Genomic DNA, 14,595 nt, shown 5'->3' with positions numbered 1-14,595 from the left:
CTCGCATGTCAAGGCTCCTCGACTCCTTTGACAGCCCGGACGCCGTATGGAACGGTCCAAACATGAGAGCGCCGACCATCCGTGACGTCGCCGACCGCGCCGGGGTGTCCAAGTCACTCGTCTCCCTGGTGCTGCGCGGCTCCGACCAGGTGCGTGCCGAGAAGCGGGAGGCCGTCCTGCGGGCCGTACGCGAACTGGGCTACCGGCCGAACGCGGCCGCGCGCAGCCTGAGCGAACGGCGTGCCCAGCCGGACTCCCCGCCGCCCGCCGCCGGCGCCACCGGGGCTCCCATGGTCGGCGTCCTGCTGCACGACCTGCGCAACCCCTGGTACGTGGACCTCCTGGACGGCCTCAACTCGGTGCTGCACAGCAGCGGTCGCCACATGCTGCTCGCCGACGCGCGGCTGCACCGGCGCGTCGGTCAGGACCCGGCCGGACCCTTCCTCGACCTGGGGGCCGACGGACTGGTCGTCGTCGGCACGCTGCCCGATCCGGCGGCCCTGGAGACCGTGGCCGCCCGGATGCCGGTCGTCGTCGCGGGGGCCCGCGACCCGGTGCCGGACGCGGTGGACGTGGTGGCCGACGACGACGAGCACGGAGCCCGCCTGGTCACCCGGCACCTCCTCGGTCTCGGCCACCGGCGCATCGCCCACCTCACGGGCTACGGCGCCGTCGCCGAGCTGCGCAGGCGCGGCTTCGAGGCCACGATGCGGGAGGCGGGCCCGGGGCACGAGGCGCTCTTCGCGGCCGGTGACCTGACGGAGGAGGGCGGCTACCGGGCGACGGTGCGGCTGCTCGCCCGCGCCGACCGCCCCACCGCGGTGTTCGCCGTCAACGACATGACGGCGGTGGGCGTGCTGTCGGCGGCCGGGGAACTGGGTCTGCGCGTGCCGGACGACCTGTCGGTGGTCGGCTACGACAACACCGGTATCTCGCGGCTGCGGCACGTCTGGCTCACGACCGTCGACGGCGCGGGCCACGAGGTCGGGCGCCGCGCCGCCCGCTGTCTGCTGGACCGCCTCGAACGGCCCGGTGGACCGGGGCGAGAGCACCTCGCCGCGCCGGCCCTGGAGGTCCGGGGGACGACGGCGCGCCCGCCCGCGCTCACAGGGTGATGGCGTAGGCCTTGCGCAGCGTCTCGTGGACGGTCCAGGTGGTCCGGTCGCCCTCGCGCAGCACGGCCAGGTCGCCGGGGCCGACGTCCAGGGTGGGACCGCCTTCGACCTCGATGGTCGCCGACCCGCTGATCACCACGAACAGCTCGTCCGCCTCGGTGTCGGTGACGACGCCCGGCGTGATCTGCCAGATCCCCCTGACCCGGGAGCCGTCCGCCGACTCCCACACCACCTTGCCGGTCACCTCGGGGTTCCCGGCGACAATCTGGCGCGGATCGAGCGGTTCCGGCTCGAGGTCGGCGTCGGGGATGTGGAGGACGAAGCTGGGGTGCAGGGGGCCACGGGGGCCGGCCGTGCTGTCGGGGCTCGTGCTGTCGGCGCTCATGGGGCGACCCTAGCGAGGCCCGCCGGCCCCCGGCTCTGGACACTGTGTGGACCGTCGGTCCAGGTGGGAGGACACTTCGTCACGGCTGGCGGCCGCCCGGGGGCCGGGTGATCGTGGAGCCCATGGCGGACGACACCACGGCGGCGCGCGAACGGCACGGGCACGACCGGCGCGAGGCCCTGCTCTTCGGCGGTGTCTACGGCGCCGTCCTGGCGAGTTCGATGGTCGCCGCGCTCAGCCAGTACGGGCACACCTCCCGCGACAGCCGCCGCTACGACGCCGCCTGGCTGCTCGTCACCGCGTGCGCCTCCGCCCTCGCGCACGGCTACGCCCACTACATCGCCGAGCGGGCCCCGCACCGCCGGGGCGACGCGCTGCGCACCCTCGTCGAGGAGTGGCCTCTCGTCGGGGCCGTACTGCCCACCGTGCTGATCCTGGCGGGCGCCGGCTGGGGCTGGTGGCCGGCGGGCGGGGTGGAGTACGCCGCGTTCGCGCTGAACATCGTCCTGCTGTTCGCCATGGGTCTCATCACCGCGCGCTCGTCGCGCCGTCCGTGGGCGGTCGCGGTGCTGACCGGGGCCGTGGACGCGCTGCTCGGCGTGATCGTGGTCGTAGCCAACGCGGTGATCAAGTAGCCCTCGCGGTCCCTGACCCACCACCTGACGTGAGCCTGGCCCGGACCTGGGCCCGCAATACGGCGGACAAAATTGTTGACAATCTTGTTTCGCTAGATTTAGGTTCGACAGGCACTCACTCAGGGAGGGCAACCATGCCGAAAGAAGCCCGTCCGAGCACCGGGGAGCAGGCCAGACAGCATGCGCTCGCGCAGCTGCGGCAGGCGATCCTGCACGGCGAGATGGCACCGGCCCAGCGGCTGGTGGAGAACGAGCTCGCCGAGCAGTTCGGTGTGACGCGGGCCAGCATCCGCGCGGCACTCATCGATCTGGAGTCCCAGGGACTCGTCGAGCGGATCCGCAACCGCGGCTCGCGGGTGCGGGTGGTGACCGTGGACGAAGCGGTCGCCATCACCGAGTGCCGCATGGTCCTCGAAGGGCTGTGCGCGGCGAAGGCCGCCGTCGCGGCCGACGACGACCAGCTCCTGCGGCTGACCGACCTCGGCACGGCGATGACCAAGGCCGTCGCCGACGGCGAGCCGGTCACCTACTCCGAGCTGAACCACGAACTGCACCTGCGCATCCGGGAGTTCTCCGGACAGCAGACGGCGCAGGAACTGCTGGAACGGCTCAATGCCCAACTGGTGCGCCACCGCTTCCAGCTGGCGCTGAGGCCCGGCAGGCCGCAGCAATCCCTGAACGAGCACCTGACCATGATCGAAGCGATCCGGGCCAGGGACCCCCGGGCGGCCGAGACGGCCGTCCGCGCCCACCTGACCAGCGTGATCGAGGCGTTGCGCGACTGATCACCGCTGCGCCGGGCGGGCGCCCACCTGTCACCAAGGAGATCCGAGAATGACCCAGCCCAACGCGCCCGCCGGCCCCCCACGATCGACCCTTGTCGTCACCGCCCACGCCGGGGACTTCGTGTGGCGGGCGGGCGGCGCCATCGCCCTGGCCGCCGCCCGCGGGGAGAAGGTCACCATCGCCTGTCTGACCTTCGGCGAACGCGGCGAGTCGGCCAAGGCGTGGCGCGAGGGCAGGACGCTCGACGAGATCAAGGCGATGCGGCGGGACGAGGCCGAGCGCGCCGCCGCCACCCTGGGCGCCGAGGTCCGCTTCTTCGACGCCGGCGACTACCCGCTCCTGGCCACCGCCGAGCTGACCGACCGGCTCGTCGCCGTCTACCGCGAGACCCAGCCGGACGTGGTGCTCACCCACCCGACCGAGGACCCCTACAACGGCGACCACCCGGCCGCCCACCGCACGGCGCTGGAGGCGAGGGTGCTCGCCCAGGCCATCGGCTACCCGGGTGAGGGCGAGATCATCGGCGCGCCGCCGGTCTTCTACTTCGAGCCTCACCAGCCGGAGATGAGCGGCTTCAGGCCCGAGGTCCTGCTCGACATCACCGAGGTGTGGGAGACCAAGCGCAAGGCCATGGAGTGCCTCGGCGCCCAGCAGCACCTGTGGGACTACTACACCGACCTCGCCGTGCGCCGGGGCGTCCAGCTCAAGCGCAACGCCGGCCCGAACCTGGGTCTGGCGCACAGGACGATGGCCGAGGCGTACATGCGTCCCTACCCGCAGATCGCCCGGGAGCTGTCATGAGCGGCGTCATCGTCACCGGCCCGCCGAAGGCCGACCTGCCGGACGTCGACGCGCTGGCCGGCTTCGGGGTGGCCACCGTCGGCGAGGCGATGGGCCGGACGGGCCTGCTGAGTCCGGCGATCCGCCCGATCCAGCAGGGCGTACGGGTCGCCGGCACCGCCGTGACCGTGCTGAGCTGGCCCGGCGACAACCTCATGATCCACGCGGCCGTCGAGCAGTGCGGCGAGGGAGACGTCCTCGTCGTGACCACCACCTCGCCGTCCACCGACGGCATGTTCGGCGAGCTGTTCGCGACCGCGCTCCAGCGGCGCGGGGTGCGCGGCCTGATCACCAACGCCGGTCTGCGCGACACGCAGGAACTGCGGGACATGGACTTCCCCGCCTGGTCGCGGGCGGTGTCCGCGCAGGGCACCGTCAAGGCCACCGGCGGCTCGGTCAACGTGCCGATCGCGATCGACGGCCAGGTGATCCGGCCGGGCGACGTGATCCTCGCCGACGACGACGGTGTCGTGGTCGTCCCGCGCGAGCGCGCCCGCGCCACAGCGGAGGCCTCACAGGCCCGCGAGGCCAAGGAGGCCCGCTCCCGCGCCGCCTTCCTCGAAGGCGAACTCGGCCTGGACCGGTACGGGTTGCGGGACACGCTGAAGCGGCTCGGCGTCACGTACCGGACGTACGACGAGTACCGGGGGGAGTCCTCGTGACCCGCCCGCCCGAGGCGCTGCCCTGTCTGCTGATGCGGGGCGGCACCTCCAAGGGTGCCTACTTCCTGGCCTCGGACCTCCCGGCCGAACCGGCGCTGCGCGACGAGCTGTTGCTGCGGGTCATGGGCAGTCCCGATCCGCGGCAGACCGACGGCCTGGGCGGGGCGCACCCGCTCACCAGCAAGGTGGCCGTGGTCTCGCCCTCGGCCGACCCGAATACCGACGTCGACTATCTCTTCCTCCAAGTGGGCGTCGAACGGGCTGAGGTGAGTGACCGTCAGAACTGCGGCAACATCCTCGCCGGTGTGGGCCCGTTCGCCGTCGAACGCGGCCTGGTCGCCGCGGGGGAGGAGCGGACCACCGTGCGGATCCGCATGGTCAACTCCGGCGGCCGCGCCACGGCGGCCTTCCCCACGCCGGGCGGCAGCGTGCGGTACACCGGCGACGCCGAGATCTCCGGGGTGCCGGGCACGGCCGCGCCCGTGCTGATCGAGTTCCCGCCGGGCGACGCCCCCCTGCTGCCCACCGGCCGCGTCCGGGACGAGATCGACGGCGTGCCGGTGACCTGCGTGGACAACGGGATGCCGACGGTGCTGATCGCGGCCGCCTCTCTCGGGGTCACCGGCTACGAGCTGCCCCGGGACCTGGAGGAGGACGTCGCGCTCGCCGACCGCCTCCGCGGGATCCGGCTGGCGGCGGGCCGTCTGATGGGTCTCGGTGACGTCTCGGGGACCACCGTGCCCAAGCTCACCCTGCTCGCCGCGCCCCGGGACGGCGGCGCGGTCACCACCCGCACCTTCATTCCGGTGCGCTGCCATCCCTCCATCGGGGTACTCGGTGCGGCCGGTGTCGCCGCCGGCCTGCGGATCGAAGGCGGCGTGGGAGCGGACCTGGCGAGGATCGATGCCGGAAGTGACCGAATTCGCATAGAACATCCCACGGGATTCCTGGATATCGAAAGTAGCCTCGGGGCGACCCCCGGCGGTCTCCCCTCCGCCCGCCGCACCGCCGTGGTGCGCACGGCCCGCAAGATCTTCGACGGCATCGTCTTCCCCCGGCCCCCCGGGACGGCTCCCCTGCCCGCACGCTCCCCTGGAGGTCCACGATGACTCCGCCGCTCGGCGACATCGCCCACATCGGCCACGCCCAGCTCTTCACCCCGGATCTGGACGCCAGTGTCGGGTTCTTCACGGACTACCTGGGGCTCACCGTCAACGGGCAGGACGGCGACACGGTCTACCTGCGCGCGTTCGACGACTACGAGCACCACAGTCTGGTGCTCACCGCACGCGAACGGCCCGGCCTCGGCCGGCTGGCCCTGCGCACCTCGGGCGAGGAGGCCCTTGGGCGCCGGGTCGCGGCGATCGAGGCGGCGGGCGGTACCGGCCACTGGACCGAGGACGAACCCGGCCTCGGCAAGCTGTACGTCACCACGGACCCGGACGGCCACGAGCACGCCCTGTACTGGGAGAGCGAGTACTACCGGGCGCCCGACGAGCTGAGGCCGGCGCTGAAGAACCAGCCGCAGGCCAAACCCAACCGGGGCGTGGGCGTGCGGCGCCTGGACCACGTCAACTTCCTCGCCGCCGACGTGCTCGCCAACTCCGAGTTCCAGCAGAACCTGCTGGGGGCCCGGCCCACGGAGCAGATCCGCCTCGACTCGGGGAGGATCGCGGCGCGCTGGCTGACGTACACGAACAAGTCGTACGACGTCGTCTACACCTCGGACTGGACCGGCAGTTCCGGGCGGCTGCACCACATCGCCTTCGCGACCGACACCCGCGAGGACATCCTGCGCGCGGCCGACCTGGCCATCGACAGCGGGGTGTTCATCGAGACGGGTCCGCACAAGCACGCCATCCAGCAGACGTTCTTCCTCTACGTCTACGAGCCGGGCGGCAACCGGATCGAGCTGTGCAACCCGCTCACGCGCCTCGTGCTGGCCCCGGACTGGCCGCTCGTCACCTGGACCGAGGAGGAGCGCAAGAAGGGGCAGGCCTGGGGGCTGAGGACGATCGAGTCGTTCCACACGCACGGCACGCCGCCCGTCGGCTGAGAAGCCCGCTTCCGGGTGTGCGCAGGGCGCCGGACCAGGGGGCCGATGGATTGTCGATGAGATTGTTGACAAAAGTGTTGACTCTCTCGGGACCGGTCCTTAGCGTCTTGCGCACACCGGGTCAGCCGCACGAGCCGCGCCGGCCCCCTTCACTCGTCCCCTCCAGGGAACGCCTCCTGGACGAGAGGAAAACAACGATGTCCTCCTCCCCCGTGCTGTCCGCCCGCGGCAGCAGACTGGCCCTCCTGGTCGTCGGTCTGTGCTGGCTGGCCGTCCTCTTCGACGGCCTCGACATGTTCATCTACGGCTCGGTGCTGCCCCACCTGCTGGAGACGAAGACCTTCGGCCTCACCCCGGACACGGCGGGCGACCTCGGCAGCTACGCCACGTTCGGCATGCTGGTCGGCGCCCTCACCGCGGGCACCGTCGCCGACCGGACCGGCCGCAAGAACCTGATGGTCGGGTGCGTGGTCCTGTTCTCGCTGGCCTCCGGCGTCTGTGCCATGGCCGGCAGCGTCGAGGTGTTCGGCCTCGGCCGGACCCTGGCGGGCGTCGGCCTCGGCGGTCTGCTGCCCACCGCGATCAGCATGGTCTGCGACTACGCCCCGCGCGGCCGCGGCGCCCTCGTCATCGGCCTGCTGATGACGGCCCACCACGCCGGCGGCATCCTCTCCGCCTACGTCGCCAAGTGGCTCGTCGACCCGGTCGGCTGGCGCGCCGCGTTCTGGGTGTGCGTCCTGCCGCTGCTCTTCGCCCCGGTGCTCGCCAGACTGCTGCCCGAGTCGCTGAGCTTCCTCCTCGCCAAGGGCCGTACCGACGAGGCCCGCGAACTGGCCACCCGCCACGACGTCGAGCTGCCCGCCGCCACGTCCGGCAAGCAGGGCGCGGCCGACCGCTGGAACGCGCTCAAGGACCTGTTCCGCGGCGGGGAGTGGACCCAGACCCTGCTGTACTGGCTGGCCTCCTTCGGCGGTCTCCTCCTCGTGTACGGCGTCGCCACCTGGCTGCCCACCCTGATGCGGGCCGAGGGCTACGCGCTCGGTTCGGCGCTGTCCTTCGTGGTCGTCTTCAACCTCGGCGGCATCGTGGGCATGCTGGCCGCCGGGCGTGCGGCCGACCGGTTCGGCGCGCCGCGCATCTCCGCGATCTGGTTCGCGCTGACCGCCGCCGGCGTGTTCCTGCTCAGTGTCCACATGCCGATGGCCGTGACGATGGTCGTCGTCTTCCTCACCGGTGTCTTCCTCAACAGTGCCCAGACGATGATCTACGCGACCGTCTCCATCCGCTCCTCCGCCGGCAACCGGGCCACCGCCGTCGGCTGGACCTCCGGCATGGGCCGCTTCGGCGCCGTCTTCGGCCCGTGGCTGGGCGGTCAGCTGCTCGCCTCGAACCACGGGGACCGGGGATTCACCGCGTTCGCCCTCGCGGGCCTGTCGTCCATGGTGTTCATCGGCATCGCCGCGCTGCGCAGTGCGAAGGGGGCTTCGCGGGGGGCGGGGCGGGAGGTGGTGGGCGCGGTGTAGTGCTGCGCACGGCTTGGGGTGGGGGAGGGGGGCGCGGCGTTGTCGGCTGCGGGTGGGTGGGGGCTTGTCGCGCAGTTCCCCGCGCCCCTGAAGGTGCGGGGGGTGGGGATCGGTTGGACGATCGGGGTATGGGTGAGCGGTGGGAGGTTCGGCGGGCGGGGGTGCGGGGCGCGCCGCACCGGGTGCTGATGATTCCGGGCGCGCTGTGCACGACCGAGTTCTACGCGGACGTCATGGCCGAGCCGGCCCTCGCGGGGCTCGACATGGTCGCGGTGACCCAGCCGGGCTTCGGGCCCACCGAAGCGCCCGAAGACGTGTCCATGGAGCACTACGCCCGGCTGATGGCCGGCTTCGCCGCGGACGCCGGCTGCGACACGGTGGTCGGGCACAGCCTCGGCGCGAACGTGGCGCTGGAGATGGCCGCGCTCGGCCTCTTCACGGGCCCGCTGGTACTGCTCTCGCCGACCTTCTCGCGCGGCGACGAGGCGACGTTCCTGACCCTGCTCAACGGCCTGCACCGGGTGCCGGTGCTGCGCGGCGCGGTCTGGGCGGCCATGCTGAAGCTGCTGCCCGTGGGCGTGAAGCGCCAACTGCCGCCGCGGCGCGCCGAGGCGCTGGCGGCGGCGATGACCGGCAACGACCCGACGACGTGCCGCCGGATGGTCCGTGAGTACTACGCCTACCTGGACCGGTACCCCTCGCTGGTCCCGAGACTGTGCGGGGCCGGGGTGCCTGCCTGGGTGGTCCGCGGCGACCACGACGAGATCGGTCTGACCGACGAGGAGCGGCGCGGCCTGGAGGCCTGCCCGCGGATCCGCACCGTCACGGTGCCCGACTCGGGACACTTCGCGCTCGTGGAACAGCCCGCGCTCGTCGCCGAGGTCGTCATGGAGGCGGTCGCGGCGGGCGTGCGCTGAACCCGGCCCGACGGGACGGACGCTGACTCCGCCGGTGATCCGGTTCCCGCCGCCGTCCCTCCCCAAGACATGGCTGTCCGGCGCGAGGAGGTCTTCGGGCCGGTCCTCGTCCTGCGCGCGGTCGACGACTCAGGATTCGGGCTCGCGGCCGCGCTGTTCACCCGCGGCCTCGCCTTCGCCCACCGCTTCGCCGACGAGGCCGAATGCGGGCAGGGCGCCGTCCACTTCGGGGGCTGACGATCGGCGGGCGCCGGGACAGAATCGGCGGCGACGACAACGGAGAGGAGGCGCCGATGGCTGACGAGACGATCGGCATCGTCGGGGCGGGCATCGTGGGTCTGGCCACGGCCCGCGAGATCGCCCTGAGCAGGCCCGGTACCCGGGTCATCGTCTTCGAGAAGGAGCAGGAGGTCTCGCTCCACCAGACCGGGCACAACTCGGGCGTCGTGCACGCCGGCATCTACTACACGCCCGGCAGCCTCAAGGCCGACCTCACGGTACGGGGCGTGGCCCTGCTGCGCGCCTACTGCGAGGACCGCGGGCTGCCGTACCGGGAGATCGGCAAACTGGTGGTCGCCGTCCGCGAGGACGAGCTCGGCCGGATGAACGCCCTGTACGACCGGGCCAAGCACAACCACGTGCCCGACCTGCGGAAGGTCTCCCGCGAGGAGATCCGGGAGATCGAGCCGAACGCCGGCGGGATCGCGGCCCTGTACTCCCCGCGCACCGCGATCACCGACTACCCGGCGATCGCCCGCGCCTTCGCCGGGGACGTCGTCGGCTCCGGGGGGGAGGTCCGCACGGGCTTCGAGGTCACCGGCGTCGGCGAGGTGCCCGGCGGCATCGAGGTGGTCTCCGGGGCCGAACGCGTGCGGGTGGACCGGCTGGTGCTGTGCGCCGGACTGCACTCCGACACGGTCGCCGGGCTCGCGCGGGACCGGCGCGATCCCCGCATCGTCCCGTTCCGGGGCGAGTACATGCTCCTCAGACCGGAGCGCACGGACCTGGTGCGCGGTCTGATCTACCCGGTGCCCGACCCGCGCTACCCGTTCCTCGGCGTCCACTTCACGCCCCGCGTCGACGGCTCCGTGGAGGTCGGGCCCAACGCGGTCCTCGCCCTGGCCAGGGAGGGCTACACCCGCACCCGGATCTCCCCGGCGGACCTGCTCGGCCTGGCCGCCTACCCCGGCACCTGGCGGATGGCGGCCCGGCACTGGCGCACGGGCATCAGGGAGTACCGGGGGTCGTTCTCGGCGGCGGCCTTCATGAAGGACGCGAGGCTGTACGTCCCCGGCGTCGGCGTCCGGGACGTCGTACGCGGAGGCGCCGGAGTGCGCGCCCAGGCCCTCGACCGGGACGGCACCCTCGTCGACGACTTCCGCATCCACCGCGTGGGCCGGGTCACCGCCGTCCGCAACGCGCCCTCGCCGGCCGCCACGGCCTCCATGGCGATCGCCGGGCACATCGCCGACGCCGTCTTCGGCGGCACCTCCGGCGACGGCTGAGCCGCCGGTGCGCAGAGGCCCCGGAACTGATGGACGGGGCCGGCGTGCACCGGTTGTGACGTCTCAGCCCGTCCGTGGAGCGTCCGCGGCGGTCGCCTTTCGGATGTGACGGGCCATCAACAGATAGGTATCGCGGGCTTTTTCCTCGTCCTTGGTGTCGTAGCCGTGGTCGGCCCCGGCGACGTCGTGGTGTCCGGCGAGGGCGCCGGCCGCGCGCAGCCGCTCCGCGTAGCGCACCGCCTCGTCCCTGAGCAGGTCGTGCCCGGCCGTGACGACCAGCGCCGGGGCGATCCCCTCCAGGCCCGCGGTGTCACCGGCGTGCGCGGGCGAGACGAGCCGGTGGGTCCGCTCGCGCGGGTCCGGCACGTACGAGGTGTCGAAGACCTCCGCCATCCAGGGCCGCAGCAGGGGCCTGGCCACGGCGGCCTTCTTGTCCTTCGCGCCGGTCGCGAGATCCAGCGGCGGATAGTGCAGCACCTGGAGCGCGACGGACGGCCCGCCCCGCTCCAGCGCCTGGCGTGCAACGGCCGCCGCCAGTCCGCCGCCCGCGCTCTGCCCGCCCACGGTGAGGCGCCCGCCGTCCCACCCGTGCTCCGCGCCGTGCTCGGCGACCCAGCGGACGACGTCGTAGGCCTGGGTGGTCGGGCCGGGGAACGGGTGCTGCGGCGCGACGACGTACCGGACGTTGATCACGACGACCCCCGCCTCGGCGGCGAGCGCCCGGCACAGGGCGTCGTCCACCTCGGGCATCGACATGACGTAGCCGCCGCCGTGGAAGTTGACGTGCACCGGCGGGCGGTGGGCCGTCCCCGCGGGCGGCCGGTACACCGTCACCGGCGCCGGGGCGACGGAGGTCGGGACGGTGTGGGCGGTGACGTCCCGCGGGTACTCGGGCAGGCGGGCCTGCCAGAAGGCGGTGGACCCCGCCCCGCGCGTCCGGCGGCCCGCCAGCCGCGTGAGGCCCTGCATCGTCTTGGCGGCGAGGGCGGCCACCGCCGGTCTGGCCAGGAGGGACATGGGGTTCCGTTCGTCGAGCCGTACCAACGATCGACAGGATTCCTGTCGAACTCAACGGGGGGAAGCTAACACGGCGGGACCCCGGTGCGCACCCGTCCGTCACTCCCGGCGGGCGACGATCCGGTACGCGTTGGCCAGGCCCAGCCGGTGCGCCAGCGGGCGCACCGCGAACCGGTCCAGCAGGGTCGCCGCGACGAGTACGGGGATGCCCGCGATCAGCAGCGCCGCGCGCAGCGCGCGGCGCGCCCCGTTCGGCGGCCGCGGCAGCCACGGCGCGTCGTCCCGCGGCGCCGTGTGGTCCAGCGCCAGCCACACGGCGGCCAGCAGGTCGACCGGGTCGTGCGGCTCGGCGTGCTGCTCCGCCACCACCGTGAACCCCAGCTCCGTGAGCCGTTCGCGGAGGTTGGCCACCGGGACGAAGTGCAGGTGCTGCGGCTGGAGCCAGGGCAGCCACCACCGCCCCAGCAGCCGCGCGTAACGGCTCTCGGGATCGGGCACCTCGATCAGCAGATGGCCCCCCGGCCGCACCGCCCCGAGCGCGGCCCGCAGTTCACGGTCGGGGTCGGTGCTGTGCTCCAGGTAGTGGAACATGCTCACCACGTCGTAACCCTCGGCGAGTTCGGGCGCGAGGTCGGGGAAGCTGCCCCGGTAGCCGTGCCGCACCCGGCCCTCGCGCTGAGCCAGTTCGACGCCGTCGGTGAAATCGAGCCCGTCGAAGGCCGTCGCGGGCAGCACCTCGCGGGCGGCCGCGCAGAAGTGGCCGTGGCCGGTGCCGACGTCCAGCCAGGTCTTCGGCTCCGGGTCGTGCGCCAGCATCGACTCCGCCCGCCCCCGGTACATCTTCGTGCGGCTCCCGAACGTCTCGCCGAGCTTCTTCTCGCCCAGTCCGTCGTAGAAGTCCCGGTAGTAGAACTCCAGGCCCTCGGCGCTCAGTCGCGGGTTCTGGAAGGTGTGCCCGCAGTCCTCGCAGCGGTCCAGCACGAAGCGGCCCGGCTTGTGCTGGAGCAGGTCGGTGGTGCGCAGCCGGCAGGTCAGCGACCGCGAACCGCACCAGGGGCAGCTGGAGCGCCGCGGTTCGAGGAAGCGTTCCGGGCCGGCCGCGAGGTCCGCCAGGTAGGCGGGACGCGCCTCGGCGATCCGCTCGGCGGGCCTGCTCTCTTCGCTCATCCGAACTCCCCTGCGAGGTCCACGAGATGGGACGCCGCTGCGGAGGACCCGCCCGCGGCGCGGAACACCGTGCCGATGCGGGCCGCGGCGGCGCGGTACCCGGGTTCGTGCAGGACGGCGTCGAGGGCCGCGCCGAGCTGCCGCGCGCCGGTCCGGCCGAACCGCACCCGCCTGCCGGCCCCGGCGTCCACGACCTGTCCGGCGACGACCGGCTGGTCGTCGCGGATCGGCGCCACGACCAGGGGGATCCCGTGCCACAGGGCCTCGCACACGCTGTTGTGCCCGGCGTGGCACACCAGCGCACCGGCCCCCCGGCCCACCCGCTCCAGCAGGGCGAGCTGGGGTACCCACGGCGTGATCAGCACGTCCTTGTCGTCGCCGGGCGGGCCGAGCGTGCCGCCCGGGTCGACGACGACGCCCTGCACCCGGTCGGCCCGCTCCCGCAGCACCTCCCGGCACACGTCCAGGAAGCGCCCGCCGACGTCGGTGTTGGCGGTGCCGAGCGTGACCAGCACGGTCGCGCGGCCGCCGTCCAGCCACTCCCAGGGGAACCCGGACACGGCGGGGCGGGCCGCGATCGAGGGACCGACCCAGCGCACCCCCTCGTGCGGGCCGCCGCCCGCCAACTCAGGTGTGCTGAAGGCCAGGACGAGACGGGGCGAGAACCGCGGGTCGGCCGTGCCCGCCGGGTCGCCGATCGCCGCCCGCAGTGCGGCCAGCCGCTCCGCCAGCCACTCCCTGACCCGGGGCAGCCCGGCGAGGGGGTCGGTGAACTCGGCCGAGGTGGTCGCCGAGGTCGCCCACGGCACCCCCAGCCGCTCCGCGACCAGAGCGCCGGCGAAGGCCTGCTGGTCGGCGACCACGACGTCCGGCCGGAACGCCCCGACGGCCGCCCGCACGCCCGGCGCCATCGTCTCGGCGAGCGGCAGCAGGTACCACTCCCACAGGAACTTCAGCGCCTCCGGACCGCGCAGGTCCGCGGGCCGCTCGCCCCGCGGCGCCGGGCCGCAGGCGTAGACCTCGCCGGCCGCGGGGCCCGCCAGCCCGGCGACGAGGTCCGGGTCGGCGCAGGCCCACGCCACCCGGTGCCCCCGGGCGACGAGTTCGGCGGCGACACCGACGACCGGGTTGACATGACCGGCCAGCGGAGGCACGACGAACAGGAACCGGCTCACCGGGCCGCCTCCGCCGCCACCCGCCCGGCCTCCTCGACGAGGGAGAGGATGTGCCCGCCGACCGTCCCCGGGGCCTCCACGAGGACCGAGTGCTCATGTCCCGGGATCACCACCGTCCGGCAGTCCGGCAGCACCGACCGCAGCCACGGCGCGAGCAGGGCGAGGTCCGAGTCGCCCCCGTACAGAGCGAGCACCGGACAGCGCACGGCGGCGATCTGCTCCTCCGTCAGCACGCGGCTGGCCGGGATGTCCCGGCCGAGCGTGGTCTCCCGGGCGAGCCGGGCCGCGCCCCTGGCCAGGCGGGCGGTGTTGTGGCTGCGGTGCGCGGTGATCCAGGCGATCGCGTCGGCCTCGTTGTGCGCGAGCTCGGTCACGACCCGGTCCAGGATCCCGCCGAGCTTCACCGCCCAGGCGGCGGTGGCCGGTTCGGACTCGACGAGGGTGACGCTCGCCGCCCGCCCGGGGTGCCGGGCCGCGTAGCCGAACGCGATCGTGCCGCCGTAGGAGTTGCCGACCAGGTGCACGGGGCCCGTCACCCCGAGCCGGTCGAGCAGGGCCGCCAGGTCGTCGACGCCGTCGTCCAGCGAGTACCCCGTGGCGGGCCGCTCGCTGCGTCCGTGGCCGCGCAGGTCGTACATGACGACGTCCAGTCCCGCGGCCGCGAACGCCGGGGCCACGGTGAAGTAGTAGCTGGCCAGGCTGTCGGTGAGCAGACCGTGCACCAGCACCACGGTCGCGTCGGCCCGCCGGCCGTGCCGGGGGCCGGTCCGCTGTACGTGCAACCGGACGCTGCCGGTGTCGACCATCGCCAT

At 73.4% G+C, this 14,595-nt stretch carries 15 protein-coding genes and 1 pseudogene; 11 read left to right on the top strand and 5 right to left on the bottom strand.

Going from position 1 to position 14,595, the window contains the following annotated elements:
• Window positions 1-62 precede the first annotated feature (62 nt).
• Window positions 63-1,115 carry a LacI family DNA-binding transcriptional regulator gene (locus tag Saso_RS28135; RefSeq protein ID WP_189924111.1) on the top strand — a complete coding sequence of 351 codons (1,053 nt, stop codon included), beginning with the start codon at window positions 63-65 and terminating at the stop codon, window positions 1,113-1,115.
• Here Saso_RS28135 and Saso_RS28130 read toward each other — a convergent pair.
• Complete coding sequence (locus Saso_RS28130; RefSeq protein WP_189924601.1) at window positions 1,105-1,449, bottom strand: cupin domain-containing protein; 345 nt, start codon at window positions 1,447-1,449, stop codon at window positions 1,105-1,107. The genes Saso_RS28135 and Saso_RS28130 overlap by 11 nt on opposite strands.
• Window positions 1,450-1,622: 173 nt before the next feature.
• On the opposite strand from Saso_RS28130, the gene Saso_RS28125 reads away from it, so the two are divergent.
• The 10 genes and pseudogenes from Saso_RS28125 (at window position 1,623) to lhgO (ending at window position 10,424) form a co-directional block, all read left to right on the top strand.
• Window positions 1,623-2,135: a hypothetical protein gene (locus tag Saso_RS28125; protein ID WP_189924112.1), complete on the top strand. Its 513-nt coding sequence runs from the start codon at window positions 1,623-1,625 to the stop codon at window positions 2,133-2,135.
• 134 nt (window positions 2,136-2,269) lie between these two features.
• Window positions 2,270-2,920 (top strand): GntR family transcriptional regulator, encoded by a 651-nt coding sequence (locus tag Saso_RS28120; protein WP_189924113.1) that lies wholly within the window; start codon window positions 2,270-2,272, stop codon window positions 2,918-2,920.
• 49 nt (window positions 2,921-2,969) lie between these two features.
• Complete coding sequence (locus tag Saso_RS28115) at window positions 2,970-3,722, top strand: PIG-L deacetylase family protein (RefSeq protein ID WP_189924114.1); 753 nt, start codon at window positions 2,970-2,972, stop codon at window positions 3,720-3,722.
• The gene (locus tag Saso_RS28110; protein ID WP_189924116.1) at window positions 3,719-4,423 is read left to right on the top strand and encodes a 4-carboxy-4-hydroxy-2-oxoadipate aldolase/oxaloacetate decarboxylase; all 705 of its coding nucleotides are present in this window, start codon (window positions 3,719-3,721) and stop codon (window positions 4,421-4,423) included. Before Saso_RS28115 ends, Saso_RS28110 begins: the two co-directional genes overlap by 4 nt.
• Entirely contained in the window at window positions 4,420-5,532 is a 1,113-nt protein-coding gene (locus Saso_RS28105) for a 4-oxalomesaconate tautomerase (RefSeq protein WP_229901366.1), read from the top strand. The genes Saso_RS28110 and Saso_RS28105 overlap by 4 nt, the downstream gene beginning before the upstream one ends.
• Window positions 5,529-6,479, top strand: coding sequence for a VOC family protein (locus tag Saso_RS28100; protein WP_189924117.1), 951 nt, complete (start codon window positions 5,529-5,531; stop codon window positions 6,477-6,479). Before Saso_RS28105 ends, Saso_RS28100 begins: the two co-directional genes overlap by 4 nt.
• Window positions 6,480-6,676: 197 nt before the next feature.
• A complete protein-coding gene (locus tag Saso_RS28095; protein WP_189924119.1) occupies window positions 6,677-8,002 on the top strand; it encodes an MFS transporter in 1,326 nt (441 codons plus the stop codon).
• Window positions 8,003-8,130: 128 nt separating this feature from the next.
• On the top strand, window positions 8,131-8,919 hold the full coding sequence (locus tag Saso_RS28090; protein ID WP_189924122.1) for an alpha/beta fold hydrolase: 789 nt from the start codon (window positions 8,131-8,133) through the stop codon (window positions 8,917-8,919).
• A 60-nt stretch (window positions 8,920-8,979) separates the two neighbouring features.
• Window positions 8,980-9,156 (top strand): annotated as a pseudogene (locus tag Saso_RS28085) (aldehyde dehydrogenase family protein); the annotation flags it as partial.
• A gap of 56 nt (window positions 9,157-9,212) precedes the next feature.
• Window positions 9,213-10,424, top strand: a complete 1,212-nt coding sequence (gene lhgO / locus Saso_RS28080; RefSeq protein WP_189924128.1) for an L-2-hydroxyglutarate oxidase — start codon at window positions 9,213-9,215, stop codon at window positions 10,422-10,424.
• 63 nt (window positions 10,425-10,487) lie between these two features.
• Here lhgO and Saso_RS28075 read toward each other — a convergent pair whose 3' ends face one another.
• The 4 genes from Saso_RS28075 to Saso_RS28060 all read right to left on the bottom strand — a co-directional run bounded on the left by Saso_RS28075 (window position 10,488) and on the right by Saso_RS28060 (window position 14,595).
• Window positions 10,488-11,441 (bottom strand): alpha/beta hydrolase fold domain-containing protein, encoded by a 954-nt coding sequence (locus tag Saso_RS28075; protein WP_189924131.1) that lies wholly within the window; start codon window positions 11,439-11,441, stop codon window positions 10,488-10,490.
• A 99-nt stretch (window positions 11,442-11,540) separates the two neighbouring features.
• Window positions 11,541-12,608, bottom strand: a complete 1,068-nt coding sequence (locus Saso_RS28070) for a class I SAM-dependent methyltransferase (RefSeq protein ID WP_189924143.1) — start codon at window positions 12,606-12,608, stop codon at window positions 11,541-11,543.
• Window positions 12,605-13,783, bottom strand: coding sequence for a glycosyltransferase (locus Saso_RS28065; protein ID WP_189924144.1), 1,179 nt, complete (start codon window positions 13,781-13,783; stop codon window positions 12,605-12,607). The genes Saso_RS28070 and Saso_RS28065 overlap by 4 nt, the downstream gene beginning before the upstream one ends.
• Window positions 13,780-14,595, bottom strand: a complete 816-nt coding sequence (locus tag Saso_RS28060; protein WP_189924147.1) for an alpha/beta fold hydrolase — start codon at window positions 14,593-14,595, stop codon at window positions 13,780-13,782. Before Saso_RS28060 ends, Saso_RS28065 begins: the two co-directional genes overlap by 4 nt.

This window comes from Streptomyces asoensis, assembly GCF_016860545.1.
Taxonomy (GTDB): Bacteria; Actinomycetota; Actinomycetes; order Streptomycetales; family Streptomycetaceae; genus Streptomyces; species Streptomyces asoensis.
The sequence above is the reverse complement of the archived record's forward strand: the minus strand, read 5'-3'. Positions and strand labels throughout refer to the sequence as shown.